Annotated in this window: 16 protein-coding genes; 14 read left to right on the top strand and 2 right to left on the bottom strand. The window is 50.4% G+C overall.

The window, feature by feature from the left end; all coding sequences use genetic code 11:
• The 10 genes from dxr (at position 1) to Ga0123461_RS04245 (ending at position 10797) form a co-directional block, all read left to right on the top strand.
• A complete protein-coding gene (dxr, locus tag Ga0123461_RS04200; protein WP_100277180.1) occupies positions 1-1137 on the top strand; it encodes a 1-deoxy-D-xylulose-5-phosphate reductoisomerase in 1137 nt (378 codons plus the stop codon).
• Positions 1137-2480, top strand: coding sequence for an RIP metalloprotease RseP (rseP, locus tag Ga0123461_RS04205; RefSeq protein WP_100277181.1), 1344 nt, complete (start codon positions 1137-1139; stop codon positions 2478-2480). Before dxr ends, rseP begins: the two co-directional genes overlap by 1 nt.
• A 1-nt stretch (position 2481) precedes the next feature.
• A complete protein-coding gene (gene bamA, locus Ga0123461_RS04210; RefSeq protein WP_100277182.1) occupies positions 2482-4830 on the top strand; it encodes an outer membrane protein assembly factor BamA in 2349 nt (782 codons plus the stop codon).
• Positions 4831-4863: 33 nt separating this feature from the next.
• Positions 4864-5388 carry an OmpH/Skp family outer membrane protein gene (locus Ga0123461_RS04215; RefSeq protein WP_100277183.1) on the top strand — a complete coding sequence of 175 codons (525 nt, stop codon included), beginning with the start codon at positions 4864-4866 and terminating at the stop codon, positions 5386-5388.
• A gap of 9 nt (positions 5389-5397) precedes the next feature.
• Entirely contained in the window at positions 5398-6405 is a 1008-nt protein-coding gene (lpxD, locus tag Ga0123461_RS04220; protein WP_100277184.1) for a UDP-3-O-(3-hydroxymyristoyl)glucosamine N-acyltransferase, read from the top strand.
• 44 nt (positions 6406-6449) lie between these two features.
• Positions 6450-6896, top strand: coding sequence for a 3-hydroxyacyl-ACP dehydratase FabZ (fabZ, locus tag Ga0123461_RS04225; protein ID WP_100277185.1), 447 nt, complete (start codon positions 6450-6452; stop codon positions 6894-6896).
• Positions 6893-7696: an acyl-ACP--UDP-N-acetylglucosamine O-acyltransferase gene (gene lpxA / locus Ga0123461_RS04230; RefSeq protein WP_100277186.1), complete on the top strand. Its 804-nt coding sequence runs from the start codon at positions 6893-6895 to the stop codon at positions 7694-7696. Before fabZ ends, lpxA begins: the two co-directional genes overlap by 4 nt.
• 18 nt (positions 7697-7714) lie before the next feature.
• Positions 7715-8521 (top strand): LpxI family protein, encoded by an 807-nt coding sequence (locus Ga0123461_RS04235; protein WP_100277187.1) that lies wholly within the window; start codon positions 7715-7717, stop codon positions 8519-8521.
• A 30-nt stretch (positions 8522-8551) separates the two neighbouring features.
• On the top strand, positions 8552-9676 hold the full coding sequence (lpxB, locus tag Ga0123461_RS04240) for a lipid-A-disaccharide synthase (protein WP_100277188.1): 1125 nt from the start codon (positions 8552-8554) through the stop codon (positions 9674-9676).
• 113 nt (positions 9677-9789) lie between these two features.
• Positions 9790-10797 (top strand): ABC transporter substrate-binding protein, encoded by a 1008-nt coding sequence (locus Ga0123461_RS04245; protein WP_157819218.1) that lies wholly within the window; start codon positions 9790-9792, stop codon positions 10795-10797.
• A 26-nt stretch (positions 10798-10823) separates the two neighbouring features.
• Here the strand turns inward: Ga0123461_RS04245 and mtgA are convergent, their stop codons facing one another.
• A complete protein-coding gene (mtgA, locus tag Ga0123461_RS04250) occupies positions 10824-11588 on the bottom strand; it encodes a monofunctional biosynthetic peptidoglycan transglycosylase (protein WP_232710357.1) in 765 nt (254 codons plus the stop codon).
• A gap of 160 nt (positions 11589-11748) precedes the next feature.
• The gene (locus tag Ga0123461_RS04255) at positions 11749-12459 is read right to left on the bottom strand and encodes an elongation factor-1 alpha (RefSeq protein WP_100277190.1); all 711 of its coding nucleotides are present in this window, start codon (positions 12457-12459) and stop codon (positions 11749-11751) included.
• A 274-nt stretch (positions 12460-12733) separates the two neighbouring features.
• Here Ga0123461_RS04255 and Ga0123461_RS04260 point away from each other — a divergent pair, with 274 nt between their 5' ends.
• Genes Ga0123461_RS04260 through Ga0123461_RS04275 form a run of 4 tightly spaced genes read left to right on the top strand, consistent with a single transcriptional unit; the run spans position 12734 to position 15599 of the window.
• Entirely contained in the window at positions 12734-13267 is a 534-nt protein-coding gene (locus Ga0123461_RS04260; protein WP_100277191.1) for a YceD family protein, read from the top strand.
• Between the two features lie 31 nt (positions 13268-13298).
• Entirely contained in the window at positions 13299-13481 is a 183-nt protein-coding gene (rpmF, locus tag Ga0123461_RS04265) for a 50S ribosomal protein L32 (protein WP_100277192.1), read from the top strand.
• Between the two features lie 40 nt (positions 13482-13521).
• Positions 13522-14583, top strand: a complete 1062-nt coding sequence (plsX, locus tag Ga0123461_RS04270) for a phosphate acyltransferase PlsX (RefSeq protein ID WP_232710358.1) — start codon at positions 13522-13524, stop codon at positions 14581-14583.
• Entirely contained in the window at positions 14580-15599 is a 1020-nt protein-coding gene (locus Ga0123461_RS04275) for a beta-ketoacyl-ACP synthase III (protein WP_100277193.1), read from the top strand. The genes plsX and Ga0123461_RS04275 overlap by 4 nt, the downstream gene beginning before the upstream one ends.
• The last annotated feature ends 5 nt before the right edge of the window (positions 15600-15604 follow it).

Below are 15604 nucleotides of genomic sequence, written 5' to 3' on the forward strand. Positions count from 1 at the left end.
ATGACCGTGCTTGGTGCCACTGGCTCCATAGGATGCAGTACGGCTGATGTGATGCTTCAGCATCCGGATAAGTTTTCCGCTTTTGCACTGGTAGGGCATCAAAACGATGAGAAAATGCTGCAACTGGCTGAATCGTTGCGCCCTGAGTGGGTGGTGATGACCGATGCAGCTGCGGCAGAACGGCTGAAAGGCCGTCTTCACGCCGGGGTGCGACTTGAAGCAGGAATGGATGCGGCAACTGAACTCGCTGCTGCACCTGAAACCGATATGGTGATGGCAGCCATGGTTGGGTCAGCAGGCCTGCCTGCAACACTGGCGGCCGTGCAAGCGGGTAAAAGAGTTGGTCTTGCCAATAAAGAGTGTCTAGTCACCGCGGGTAGAATCTTTATGGACGCTGCTCGGGTCTCAGGCGCAGAAGTAGTGCCGGTTGATTCGGAGCATGCTGCAGTGCACCAGTGTATGCAGGGCCATGATCACGGTTCTATCTCTCAGGTGATCCTTACCGCTTCCGGTGGTCCATTCAGGGACCGTGACCCTGCAACATTGCACAGCGTGACGCCGGAAGAGGCGATCGCGCACCCGAACTGGGATATGGGCGCGAAGATAAGTGTCGATTCTGCGACGATGATGAATAAGGCACTGGAACTGATTGAGGCGAGATGGTTGTTCAATCTGCCGCCGGAAAAGCTCTCCGCGATTATTCACCCGGAGAGTATCATTCATGCGATGGTGGAGTACCGTGATGGTTCAGTGCTGGCACAGTTAGCGATGCCTGATATGCGGATGCCAATCGCCTATGCGATGCAGGCCGAACCAAGACTCTCCTCAGGCATCCCTTGGCTTGACCTAGCGAAAAGCGGCAGCCTCCATTTTCAAGCCGTCGATTGTGAGCGCTTTCCTGCCATGCGACTGGTAAACGAAGTTATGCAAGGCGAGAACTCACTCTCTATTGCGCTTAACGCTGCCAATGAGGTGGCTAATGCCGCTTTTCGGGAGCGCCGCATCGGTTTTACCGATATTGTTACTACTGTCGAAAAGGTTCTTGATCGGGTGGAAAATATACCCGTGGGGCTATTGAGTGATGTATGGTTACATGATGAGTATGCCAGAAGAGTGGCAAATGAGGTGATCTCCTGATGGCAGAAATTCTGCATACAACGCTGGCTTTTGTTGTGGCGATTGCGCTGCTGATTGCAGTGCACGAGTACGGCCATTTCTCCATTGCCCGCAGGCTTGGCATCAAGGTGGAGAAGTTTTCCATCGGTTTTGGTCCCGCACTAATTTCCTGGCGCAGTCGTGATGGCGAGGTGCTTTATGTGGTTGCTGCCATTCCACTGGGCGGTTATGTGAAGATGCTGGGTGAGAATCCGGATGAGCCGGGAGATTTGTCGGAGGCCGATAGTGCAAGGGCATTTAACCGGCAGCCTATCTGGAAACGTGCAGCTGTCGCGGCAGCAGGGCCTGCCTATAACTTCGTGTTTGCAATTTTTGCCTACATGCTGGTGGCCTGGCTTGGCCAATCAGTGCTTCCACCTGTGGTTGGTTATGTAACACCGGCCTCAATTGCCGAGCAGGCCGGCTTACAGTCGGGTGATCGGGTTGTGAAGATAGGGAGTCGCGAAGTTCATTCGTGGCAGCAGATGGAGGAGTTGCTCAAGGGCCATGTCGGCGATTCGGTTACACTGAATGTAATCCGGAATGAGAGGGCTTTACCCCTTAATGTAAATATGCCCATCCAGAAGAAAGATGCACTACTGATTGATGTTGCCGATGAGGTGCTAGGCTTTAACCCGGGGCTGATTATTTCAATCGACGAGGTGATGAATTCGTCTGCAGCAGAGCGGGCCGGATTGCAGAAAGGCGACATTATTCAGCAAATTAACGGTATCACGATAGGTAATGTGAACCAGTTTATAACCCAGGTACAGGCGCATGCCGATGAAGATGTAAGTCTGGTTGTGAAACGAGATAGAACGGTGATGAGCCTCACCGTGATTCCAACTGCTGATTCGGAACAGAAGGGGCGCTTGGGCGTCCGCCTGGCATCAGAGTCGCTACATGGGACTGAACTCTATCGTATGGGTGTCTTTAAAGGGGTGCAGTATGGTTTTGTCAGGACTTGGGAGATGACGGCATTAACCCTTGGCGTGTTTGCCAAGATGGTGACATCAGCGATATCACCGGATAACCTCGGCGGACCGATAGCTATCGCCCAACTGGCAGGAAAAACTGCTGATCTGGGATTGGTCTACTTCTTGAGCTTTCTGGCTTTGATTTCAGTGAATCTCGGGGTATTAAATTTGTTGCCAATCCCTATTCTGGATGGTGGTCTTCTGGTGTACTTGGGGTTGGAGAAATTGAGGGGGAAGCCGCTATCATCACGTTTTCTGGAGATGACGCAGATAGTAGGGCTGGCACTGATCATTTCATTGATGGTGTTTGCGTTTTATAACGATCTTTCTCGTCTATTCAGGGGATAATATGTTTGGCATAAGGCAATTATTGTTGGGTTTAGGGCTGCTGCTGTCTGTTTTTTCAGTGACGGGTTTTGCTTTGGCTGATGAGGCCAATGGTCTCTCCTCTGTTGCAACAATTCTCTCCATTGATGTTCAGGGCAATCGTTTTGTGGAAAAGGAGATGGTGCTCTCCAAGATGAAAACCAGGAAGGGGCAAAGCCTGAATCGGAAGCAGTTGAGCCGCGATGTGCGGACTCTTCATAAATCCGGATATTTCTCTGATGTGAGTTTTAGTGGAACCAGAACAGAGAGGGGCATCCATCTGATTTGTCATGTAAAAGAATATCCATTGATTGCCAATCTGGCAATGGAGGGCAATGAAGAGCATACGACCAAAGACTTGCAACTTCGTATGAAGTTGAGGCCAGGCCGACTTTTTAGTCCCTTCAACAAGGAGTCGGACCTTAATACTCTTCGCAAAGGTTATTTGAAAGATGGTTTCTATCAGGTAGATGTAAAATTTATCGCGACACCACGGGATGATGGTCGCGTCGATGTGCTTATCAAAGTTCATGAGGGGGAGGTAACCCATATTCAGCGGATCCGTTTTGTCGGCAATAAGGTATTTAGTGATAACCGGTTGAGAAGTGAGATATCCTCCAGAGAATCAAGTGTTCGTAGCTGGATCAGTGATAGCGATGTGTTTGACCAGAAACGCTTTGGAGCCGATGCTCAGTTACTGCAACAGTTTTACCTGAATAACGGTTATCTTGATTTTCGGACTGAATCGACACAGCTCAATATGAGTGCCGATAAGAAGTCTTTCAACCTAGCCTTTAATGTCCATGAGGGTAAGCAGTACGCGACATCCAGCGTGGATATTCAGGGCGATCTGATGCCTGATAAAGAGACCCTTCTTGAGTTGCTTCAGATCGAGGCTGGCGAGATCTACTCCCACGAGGATATGCTGGCGACGATTGCAGCACTGACAGACAGAGTTGGTGATGAAGGGTATGCATTTGCGACGGTTACCCCTTTAATGAACCGCAAGCTTGATGAGAGTACGGTCTCTATTATCTTCGATGTTGAGAAAGGTGAAGAGGTATATGTTGAGCGGGTTGAAATTGTCGGGAATGAAAAAACTGAAGATGTGGTTGTACGCCGATTGTTAAAGCAGCACGAGGGAGCCAGATATTCAGGCTCACAGGTGCAGAAGAGTAAAGAAGGGGTGTTACGATCTAGTTTAGTTGAGGATGTTCGTGTCTCTTTTCCAAAAGGGGAATCCACAGGAAAGGTGAATATGAAGGTGGATCTGAAAGAGAAGAGAACTGGCTCGATCTCTGGTGGTATTGGTTACTCGCAACAGGAGAAGGTGATTTTCACTGCAAAGGTGGCTGAGCAGAATCTGTTTGGCAAGGGTTATCAGGCAAACCTGAATGGTACATACGGAAAAATAACTCAGAATATTACAGCAAGCCTTACTGATCCTTATCTGTTTGGGGATAATATATCGGGCTCAATTAATGCCCATAAAACTGCAACGGACCCTCTTACTACTACTACCTATAAAACCAGCAGTTTTGGTACAGGTGTCGGACTAGGGGTTCCACTGCTGGATCACCTGTCGTACGGGATAAGTTATCAGTATACTCAGACCGATCTTACTATTGTAGATCCAACTCTGGTAACCTCACTGCTTGTACAGGCACAGCAGGGAAAACAGACGACCGGAATGGTAACCCAGAGACTTACCTGGGATAATAGGGACAGGATGTTGGCTCCAACCGAAGGGCATTTGGAGCAGCTATCCGTCGGTGTCGCTGGCCTTGGTGGTCTTGATAAGTTTTATGAGGCATCCTTTGAAAGTCGCGCATATTTCTCTTTTGGTGATAAAAACCGTGTGACATTGAATCCTAATTTTACAGCAGGTATGATCAGTGGTTACTCGAATAGTGAGGTTCCTCTACAGCGCCGTTACTCATTGGGAGGCATGGGAACCGTACGAGGTTTTGATTCATTGGGAATATCACTGCGTGACCCGGTAACAGGTGAGGCCGTTGGCGGTGATAAGAAGGTTGTAGCATCGTTGAATATGTTTTTCCCACTCCCTCTGGTTGACACAACAGCCGGAGTTCGGGGTGTGGCTTTTGTGGACGCAGGAACTGTTTGGGGTTCTGTTTCTGCAACAGTTGGAGCTGCCACTGTGAATGTTACAGAACCATTTTCTTTATCACGGGTTCGTTCTTCGGCAGGGTTTGGTTTTGAATGGATGTCACCGGTTGGCCCGATAGGTATGGTCTGGGGTTTTCCTGTTCGTAAAAGAGCAGGTGATATTAAAAAAAGCTTTGAGTTTGTGTTAGGTGGATCTTTCTAGTTGAATATGAGGATGATAATTAAGGAGTTTTCAATGTGTAAAAAGGTAAATGTGCGGTCATTGCTGGTATCGATGGGAGCCGTATTTATTTTTGGTGTTTCCACGGCACAGGCTGAAGGCTTGAAGCTGGGTTATGTCGACGTGAAAAGTGCTATGGAAAACACGACTGATTATCAGCGCGGCATGAAGAGTTTGAAGGCTATGCAGGACCAGAAGGTGAAGGAACTGCAGACACTGGGCGGCAAGATTAGTCAGCAGGAGAAGGACCTTCTGGGGCAGTCGATGGCTATGTCGCCGGATCGATTGGCGCAGAAGCAGCAGGAGCTTAAGCTTATGCGTACAGAGTTTCAGCGTAAGCAGCAGGATGCTCAGGAAGCACTCTCTACAGAGCAGAACCGTATCCAAATGAATATCGGTGCAAAGTTCGAGAAGGTTGTGAAGAGTTATGGAAAGAAAGGCGCTTACGACATGATTATGCCAAGGCCGATGTTCCTCTATGTTGATCCAAAGCACGATATTACTGCTGATATCACCAAGCTTCTGGATGCGGAAAAGTAAGAGGCTATTTTGAAATCGATTAGCCTCTCTGATGCAGCCACGATTGTTGGTGGTGTGCTCAGTGGCCCGATCAAAGAGATGCCTGATCATCTGATCACCGGTGTAAATACGCTTTCGGATGCCTCTGCCGATGAAGCTTCATTCTTGTCGAACAAACGCTACAAGGGTGAACTTGATTCTACAGCCGCCGCTGCCGTACTTTTATCCTCCGATCAGGATGCTCCAGAGAACCTGGGTGTTATTCTTGTAAAGGATCCGTATCTTGCTTTTGCCAAGTTGCAGCGTTTTTTTCATCCTCGGGCAAAAGCCACGGGGCAGCGCCATGCTTCCGCAGTAATTGATGCAACATCGCAACTTGCTGCCGACGTGGATGTAGGTCCCAATGCTGTTATCGGGGCAGGTGTGAGTATCGGGGCAGGAACCATCATCGCTGCCGGTTGTGTGGTTGGTGACAATACAGAGATCGGGTCTGCCTGCACCCTTAATGCCAACAGTGTCGTTGCACATAACTGTATCCTCGGGAACAAGGTTATTCTGCAGCCAGGCGCAATTATCGGGGCCGATGGTTTTGGTTACGCATGGGCTGGAGACCAGTTCCTGAAAATCCCTCAGGTAGGACGGGTTATTCTTGGGGATGATGTTGAAATCGGTGCCAACGCCACGGTTGATCGCGGAGCTATAGGTGACACTGTGATAGAGCGTGGGGTGAAGCTTGATAATATGGTCCAGATTGCCCATAACGTTCACGTAGGCGCCTATACCGTCATGGCTAGTCAGGTTGGAATTTCTGGCTCCACAAAGGTTGGTAAAGGGTGTCAGTTTGGTGGTCAGAGTGGCTCTGCCGGTCACCTGGAAATCGGTGATGGCTGTAAGCTGGCCGGACAAAGTGGTGTGATTGGGGATCTTGAGGCGGGCGGTGTCTATGCAGGTACGCCAGCTATTCCGCATCGTTTATGGTTAAAGGCTTCAGCCCTGATGATCAAGCTTCCTAAGATTTGGAAGGCGCAGCAGAAATAAGCCCCCCCGTAGAGGGAGCAGTAAGTTATATTTTGGAGAGTGAAATGCCGGAATTAAATATTGAAGAAATCATGCAGCATCTGCCGCATCGGTACCCATTCCTGCTTATCGATCGTATTCTTGATTTCGAGAAAGAGAAGAGTATTCGCGCCCTGAAAAATGTGACGATCAATGAGCCCCAATTCACCGGTCACTTCCCAAATCATCCGGTCATGCCGGGCGTACTCCTCGTTGAAGCGATGGCGCAGGCTGGTGGCATGCTTGCTTTTCAGTCCGTTGAGGATGATCGCGAGTATCTGGTCTACTTCACCGGTATCGACGGTGTGAAATTCCGCAAACCAGTGCGCCCTGGCGATCAGGTGATTTTTGAACTGACCTGCCTGAGGCGCCGTGGTTTTCTGTGGAAGCTGCATGGTGAGGCCTTTGTTGACGGAAAACTCGTGTGCGAAGGCGATCTTACGGCAACACTGGTGCCGCAAGATAACGCATGAGCCCCGTGATTCATCCTACCGCGATCGTTGATGCCGGAGCGGAGCTGGGAGAAGGGGTTAGCATCGGACCTTATTCGATAGTTGGCCCGAACGTTAAGCTCGGAGATCACTGCGAGTTGATAAGCCATGCTGTCGTCACTGGAAACACCACAATGGGATCGGGTAATCGTGTGTTCTCATTCTCATCCATTGGCCAGATTCCTCAGGACTTGAAATTCCACGGTGAGCCTTCTGAGGTCATCATTGGTGACAACAATCAGATTCGTGAAAATGTGACCATCAATGCTGGCACTGAAGGTGGTGGCATGGTCACCCGTATCGGCAGCAATAACATGCTGATGGCTTACACTCATGTGGCTCACGACTGCATTCTCGGTAATAACATAGTACTGGCCAACTGCGCCACACTGGCAGGTCATGTTGAAGTGGACGATCAGGCGATCATTGGCGGGCTTTCCGCGATTCAGCAGTTTGTCCGTATTGGTAAGCTGGCTATGATCGGTGGGATGAGCGGTGTGACCAAGGATGTCGCTCCCTACTGCCTGCTGGCTGGTGGCTACCGTGCAAGCCTTTCCGGCCTGAATATTGTTGGTCTTAAGCGAAAGGGTTTTAATGCGACGCAGGTCAGCCGTCTGAAAGAGGTTTATCGTATTCTCCTTCAGGAGGGTGGTAAGCGAGATGAGCGACTGGCAGAGGCTGAGTTGCTGCTTGAAGATGGCGATGATGTGGCACGCGAGATTATCGACTTTGTGCGCACAGCCAAACGTGGGCTGATGACCCACGGCCGCGATTCTGAATAAGCGCCCTGTTTTAAAACGATGAAGAAGATCGGTCTGATCGCCGGATACGGTCACTTTCCACTGGAGCTTGCCCAGGCGCTGAGCCAGGCCGGGTATGAAGTACACACCGTTGCTGCACGCGAGGAAACCTTTCCTGAAATAGAAAAACTGACTGCTTCAACCTGCTGGCTTCATGTCGGCCAGATTGGCGGCATGATCAAGGCATTCAAGCGTGCCGGTGTAACGCAGGTGGTGATGGCGGGTAAGGTTCGCAAGCTACACCTGTTTCGCAATTTCCGACCTGACCTTACCGCGATGAAGGGGTTGATGCGCCTTAAAGACAAGCGTGATGACTCCATCCTTAATACAATTGCCGATCTTCTGCATGAAGGCGGACTAACCCTGATTGATCAGACCCAGTATGCAGGTCAGATGCTGGCCGGGGTTGGTCATCTGGCTGGACCGGTAGCGAAGAAACGGATGTCAGATATCGAGTTTGGATTCACGCAGGCCAAGGGTGTTGCGGGATTGGATATCGGTCAGACGATTGTGGTGCAGAAGCAGGCCGTACTGGCGGTTGAGGCGATTGAAGGAACCGATGAAGCGATTAAGCGTGGAGGATCTCTAGGCAGTGGTGAGGCGGCTGTCATCAAGGTGGCCAAGCCGAACCAGGACCTGCGCTTTGATGTGCCTGCTGTTGGTCCGGATACCCTGGAAACCATGAAAGCCTCAGGCTGTAATCTGCTGGCGGTTGAGGCAGGAAAAACCCTGATGATTGAGCGGCTGCGCTTTTTCGAGTTGGCCAGACAGTATGGTATCTCCGTCTATGGATACTCAGAAGATTGATCCTCCACACCTCGCTTCGAGTGTGATCTTGTGACCCAATGCTTTATCAGTGCTGGTGAAACATCGGGTGACCTGCATGCTGCGACCGTTGTTAAGGCCCTTAAAGCCCGCTTTCCAGATGTAGCTATTCATGGCGTAGCAGGTCCCCAGATGATTGCTCAGGGGTGTAAGCCGCTGCGTCACATGAGTGAGCTTAATGTGATGGGATTGGGTGATGTGCTGCGCTCACTTTCCAGAATCAAAGCGATAGAGACCTCTGTTCTGGATTGGTGCAGGGAACAGAAGCCCGATGTCGCCATATTGGTCGACTTTTCCAGTTTTCATATGCGACTGGGTCGCAAGCTTCGGGCACTCGGTATCCCTGTCGTCCATTTTATTGCTCCCAAGCTATGGGCGTGGGGCGGCTGGCGAGTCAGGAAACTGAAAAAATCACAGGACAGGCTGGCCTGTATCCTGCCATTTGAACCGGAGTGGTTTGAGACTCATGGTGTCGGTGATGTTCGCTATGTTGGTAATCCAAGTGCGGTGGGTTGTGCTGGTGGCTGGTCGATGGCAGAGCTTAAAGCAAAGCTCGAAGTCGGGGAGGGGCAACCGCTTCTTGCCCTGCTGCCGGGAAGTCGTCCACAGGAGCTGAGAATCCATGTTCCGATTCTGGCCGAGCTGCTGCAGCGTATTCGCAATGAAACCCCTCATGTAACCTGTGTGGTCCCGGTTGCACCCGGTGTAGATAGGGAGGTGCTTGAACCTCTCTTGCAGTTGGGGGCGAAACAGGTTGATCGCACTGCTGAGGGGTATGCGATGCGAGCTGACGCGGCTGTAGCCGTTTCGGGAACAGCTACGCTGGAGCTTGGCCTCTGGAATACGCCTACGGTGCTGGTTTATCGAGGTTCACCAATAATGGTCTTTCTGGCAAGAAAGCTTGTCAGCCTTCGCTGTGCGGGTCTGGCCAACATCATTCTCGGTGATCGTTTCGTGATGCCCGAACTGATTCAGGAACATTGTACCGTTGATAATATTATGGCCGAGCTTATGCCGCTTCTGCGCGATGAGCCTGCTGCCCAAAAACAGCGTGAGGCGTTCTCCGAGCTTCGCCGCATTTTAGGCGATAAACACGCCGCATCCGGTGTGGTCGAAATGGTAGAAGAGCTGCTCTGATTGTTTTTGCGCAGTTTATTTGGGCTGTGCCTGATATCTCTTTGTTAAATCTGCATCTGCCTGAATTTTGTTCTATAATGTCAATATAGGCACCTTCTAATGCTGGAGGGATATTGATACAGAAACGTACGCTTTTAGTGATTACAGTGGCTGCAGTAGCGGTCGCAGCCACAGTGTGGGTTTCGTTTCTGCAAAAAGAGCAGAAGCCTGAAGCACTAAATCTTGTCCTGGGGGTGGAGCTTAGTCTTCTCACCGCACCCGTATGGATAGCTGAATACAATGGGTACTTTCAGAAAAACAATCTGAACCTGGAAATTCGCGGATTCACTTCTGGAAAAGCATCACTGGCCGCAATGCTCAAAGGGGAGAGGCTGGATGTAATCACGGTTGCCCAGACCCCCATCATGTTTAACAGCTTCAAAACAGATAGCTTTGCAATTGTTGCAACCATGGTCACCTCCTATTCGGATATGAAGCTCATCGTAAATAGTGATAGCGGTATAAACAGCACCTTGGATCTTAAGGGAAAGAAGGTAGGGCTGACTAATGGTTCGACTGGCGAGTACTTCTTCTCACTGGTTCTGCTGGACTCAGCAGTGGAGCCATCAACAGTAGAGGTCATAGACATTGCACCATCAGGATTGCCACTTGCTCTGAAGGAGGGTCTTGTCGATGCAATTTGCACTTGGGAACCCCACGCCATCAACGCAAAAAGGCTTATTGGAGACAAGGCATCCGCACTGAAAACCTCGGACAAGCTCTATCGTGAGGACTTCTACTTCGTTGCCAACAAGCATGTTCTGGAAGTCTCGCCGCAAGCGTTCATCCGGTTTCTGAGTGCAATCGAAGAGGCTGAGGCATTCATCCACAGTAATAGGGAGGAAGCCAAGGGTATTGTATCCAAACGCCTGAATCTGGACAGGGTCTTTGTGGATGCCCTGTGGGATGAATTCAACTATCAACTCAGTCTGGATCAGACTGTTTTCCTCACATTAGAAGATGAGGCGAGGTGGGCTATTGCAAATGGGTTGACCGATGCCACTCAAATACCCAACTATCTCAATTATATTAATACGGGTCCCCTGAAGAAGGCGAATCCGGGTGCTGTTAAGATCTATTAACAAAACAGTACCACTTACTACCAGCTTCAGCTGGGGATGCGGACCTTTGGCATGCGCTCGAGGATGAGTTCCGTTTTCTCGTACATCCAGTCGGTACGGCGTCCATCATAGTAACGCGGGTTGGGTAGTATCGCGGCAAGGCGTGCAGCCTGCCATGGGGATAACATTGAAGCGGGAACGCCGTAGTGATGACGGGCGGCCGCTTCGGCACCATAGATGCCATTGCCCCATTCGGCATAATTAAGATAGAGCTCAAGAATACGATGTTTGGAGAGGGTGGCCTCTAACATTACCGTGATAATCGTCTCTTCAGCTTTGCGGAGCAGGGAGCGTTCACTGGAGAGAAACAGGTTCTTGGCAAGTTGCTGTGAAATCGTCGATCCACCAGCGGCAAAACGTCCTTTCTCAATGTTTTTCTCCAGCGCAAGCTGGATGCCCTCCCAGTCGAACCCACTGTGGTCTACAAAGGCGGCGTCTTCAGCGGCGATTACCGCGCGTTTGAGGTAAGGGGAGATACGGTTGTAAGCAACAGGTCGATGATTAAGAGATGCCTTCGGGTTCTTTGCTTGTTGGGTCTTCAGTGTTTGCTGCATGAATGCACTTGTCTCTGGGTTTTGACTTCGCCAATCAAGTAGCTGAGAGAATACCCAGAGATTCCAGCCAGCAAACAGGAATAGTACGGTAAGTAGCACGCGTTTTATCCAGCGGCGTTTGCTGGTGGAAGGGGGTAGAAGAGGTGCGGCTCTTTCCGGGGTGATCTGATCCTTCATGGTTGGTGAGATGTCCATCATGTCGGGTACTCTTCCTGTTTTTTACTATCTTCCTATGAGATGTGTCACAGTTTAAGCGTCCTGAGTAAGGAGCTGTACTTATAATATATGTAGAGCAATGAAATAAGGCCGGCTGTAAAGCCGGCCTTATAGTGGTGGATTCTCAGTAATTCTATATAAATCAGGCCTTCTTGATCCACATCTCATACATTGAAACGACCCACATGAAAGCGAATGCGATGGCCATGCCTGCGCCACCGATCATGACCAGCCAGGCAAAGGCCGGATCAAACTTAGTAAGCCACCATGAGGCAATATCAAGTACCTGTGAAACATAAGGCATGGCAATTGCGGATGCTTTTAGCCAGGTAGGAATTCCGGTTGTAAATGAAAAGATCAGGCCGACAAACATGAAGATGAAGGCGATACCGAAGAGGTGAATATGGGATACGCGAGTCAGCGATGCAAAGCTTGCCCCGTTGTCGGTTTCCGAAATATGTTTTACACTTTCATAGGTATTGAATTCGGGTAGTCCCATCTCTGCATTATGACAGGCGCTGCAAGTGTTTTCGAAGATAGGTTTGATGCTGTTGTTGAATGTTTCCTCATCCGCACCTTCGCGAGCCCACTTAATGATCTTGAATCGCTCCTCATCGGAGGCATTTTCCTTCATGGAGCCATTGAGTTTGTTTTCAATCAGAGAGCCGTTGCGATTGCCATAGTAGCTGTAGACGATGTCATCTACCGACAGGCCAATTTTTCCATCGGCCATGCCGTGGGTGAACAGAATCTGAGTGAATGCCATCATATAGCCGATACCGATAACGATCATGTAGCTGGTGAATAGCACCTTGACTGACGTGCTGATGTTCGTGAATTTCCAATTCTGCATGTGTTTGCTCCTTTTGCTGAAGGCGAGGATTTTAATTCCGACGACATAATATATGGTATTATAATATTAGCAATACATGAAATAATGAATAAAAAAATCGCAGGAGTGTTACTTTGCAGGAAGGGGCCTGTGGGAAGTGGGGTGGCTGGCTGATCTGTAACGTGTGGCCATGAAAAAACGAGGCAAGAGTTCAAATGTTTGTGAATAGTGGTGCTTGACCGGCTACCGCCATTATTGATAATGCGCGCCTGCTTTAAATCGTCTGGAGGTAAGCATGCAGCGACAATGGTTCGTGACATTGCAGAATCTTCCGGCGGCAGGCAGGGCCTGGGACGTCGAGGTGCCGAAAAAGTTGTTGCAGGACAGCGACTTCGGCGTGGTTGATGTGGTAGCCGGTTTGTGCGGAGATGTGTACTGGAGCCTGTTGCTTGAGCGCCAGGGTGATCTGTTTCACCTGACTGGTCAGTGGCGGGCAGAGATGCCGCGCCAGTGTTCCCGTTGTAATGCGGCGTTCAATTGGCAGGTAATCGGCCAGACTGAGCGTCAGTTTCAGCTTGGTCCGGAACCGGTTAATGAAGAGGGTGATAGTGGCTGTGAGTATATCGCAGCGCCCGGCGAGGTTAACCTGGTGGATGTGCTGCGTGAGGATATCTGGCTGGCATGGAAGGCCGATGTGATATGCAGTGAAACCTGCAAAGGCTTGTGTCAGGGTTGTGGAAACAATCTCAACACAGGTGTCTGCAAGTGTGAGCAGGATGATAGTGATCACCCGTTTGCCGCACTTCGCAATTTAAAGCTTGATGGTTAATTTTTCACCACTGGTGAAAGGAGAGTAAGATATGGCAGTTCCAAAGAGAAAAACAAGTACGTCCAAGCGTAATATGCGTCGTGCACACGACTTTATCGTTCCCGCTGGCATGAGTGTATGTCCTGAGTGCGGCGAAATGACTCGTCCACACCATGCATGCCCTCACTGCGGCACTTACAAAGGCCGCGAAGTAAAGACCTCCAGCGAAGACTAATAGACTCTTTTGTCAGCTATCAGCAGACCAAGTAGTTCCTTTGCCTGAACCTGATCACACGACCAGTGAAGGTGATCGGGATATTCGTATTCTGGTTGACGGTCATGGTGGTGACTCTGCACCCACCATGGTGCTCGATGCGTTGGAGATGGTTTTGTCTCCAAAATTCGCAGCGCAGTTTTCTGCTTCACTGGCGTTTGGCGTTGTTGGACAGGAGGAGGTGCTATCTCCTCTTTTGCGCGAGCGCGGCATAGAGAACCGGATATCCCTGGTTGCAGCGACTGATGTGATTGAGATGTGCGATTCACCATCGCATGCCCTGCGTCGCAAAAAGGATTCCTCGATTCATGTTGGTGCACGCTTGGTGCGCGACGGCTCTTGGGATGCGCTGGTATCCGCCGGTAATACCGGTGCTCTGATGGCGATCTCCAAGGTTGTTCTTAAAACACTTCCAGGTATTGACCGTCCGGCAATTGCTTCGATGATCCCTGCCGTGAATGACGGCTGTACGCTGATGCTTGATGCCGGTGCCAACTCTGAATGCACCTCCGACCACCTTATCCAGTTCGCAATCATGGGTTCCTGTTACATGCAGGCGACCGAAGGTTTGAGTGCTCCGCGTGTTGGACTGCTCAATATCGGCAGTGAAGATATCAAGGGGACCGATGTCATTAAGCTGACCTCAACCAAGCTTGCTGAGACTGATCTCAACTATATCGGCAATGTCGAAGGCACTGACCTGTTCGGCAACGATGTCGATGTGGTGGTCTGCGACGGCTTTGTGGGCAATGTGGCACTGAAGACTATGGAAGGCACAGCCCGTTTTCTGGCCAGTAGCATGAGAAAGGAGCTGACCAGCTCTCTGGTGTCCAAGGCCGGCGCACTGCTGGCGCGAAGTGCCCTGAACCGTTTCAAGGATCGAGTGAATCCGGGCAAGTACAACGGTGCACCATTGCTTGGCCTTAACGGAATTGTGGTGAAGAGCCATGGTGGCGCTGATGCTGAGGCCTTTGTCAGTGCGATTGCTGTGGCATGTAAAGAGGTTGATGCAAATCTTACCGATCGTATTACCCAGTCCGTACAGGAGATGGTTGAGGCATGAGTAATCCTTCTGTTCATATTACCGGCATCGGCGGTTATCTGCCTGAACGTATCATGACCAATGCCGATCTTGAAAAAATGGTGGATACCACGGACGAGTGGATCGCCGAGCGTACTGGCATTCGCCAGCGCCATATTATCGCAGAAGACCAGATGACCTCGGACCTTGCAGTCGAGGCAGCTAAAATCGCGCTGGCTGATGCAGGCATCACCATTGATGAGATTGATGCGCTGATTGTTGCGACTACTACACCTGACCTTATTTTTCCTTCTACGGCGACCGTGGTGCAGTCCAAGCTGGGTGGCAAGGATTTTCCGGCATGGGATATTCAGGCGGTATGCTCAGGTTTCGTTTACGGATTGGCCCAGGCCGAAGGTATGATGCGCGGTGGTATGTTCAAGCGTGTGTTGCTGATTGGTGCTGAGTCAATGTCCCGCATTGTAGACTGGACCGATCGTGGCACATGTATCCTATTCGGTGATGGTGCTGGTGCGGTAGTGCTTGAAGCGGGTGAGTCTGATGATGCTAATGGTTTGATCGGCTCGGTGCTGCATGCTGACGGCTCCTATCGCGACCTGTTAAAGGCGCATCACCCCCACGCTCCGATGACCCCTGAGATGCATCATGAGCCTGTCGATTTCAGGATTGATTCTGCTGGTGCTGCGGCAGTTGAGATGAAAGGCAACGAAGTCTTTCGTGTAGCAGTGACTAAGCTCGGCAGCGTGGTGAATGAGATTCTGGCGAAACACGAACTGAAAGATTCCGATATTGACTGGCTGGTTCCGCATCAGGCCAACATTCGCATTATTCAGGCGACGGCGAAGAAACTGAAGATGGATCTGAATCGTGTGGCACTGACGGTTGAAAAACACGGTAATACATCTTCTGCCAGTGTGCCTATGGCGCTGAATGATTTGTATGTTTCCGGTCGCCTTGAAAAAGGGCAGCTGATCCTGCTTGAGGCATTTGCAGGCGGTTTCGCCTGGGGCGCGAACCTCCTTCGCTGGTCAAAATAATTTTC

The sequence above is a fragment of the Mariprofundus aestuarium genome, assembly GCF_002795805.1.
GTDB lineage: Bacteria > Pseudomonadota > Zetaproteobacteria > Mariprofundales > Mariprofundaceae > Mariprofundus > Mariprofundus aestuarium.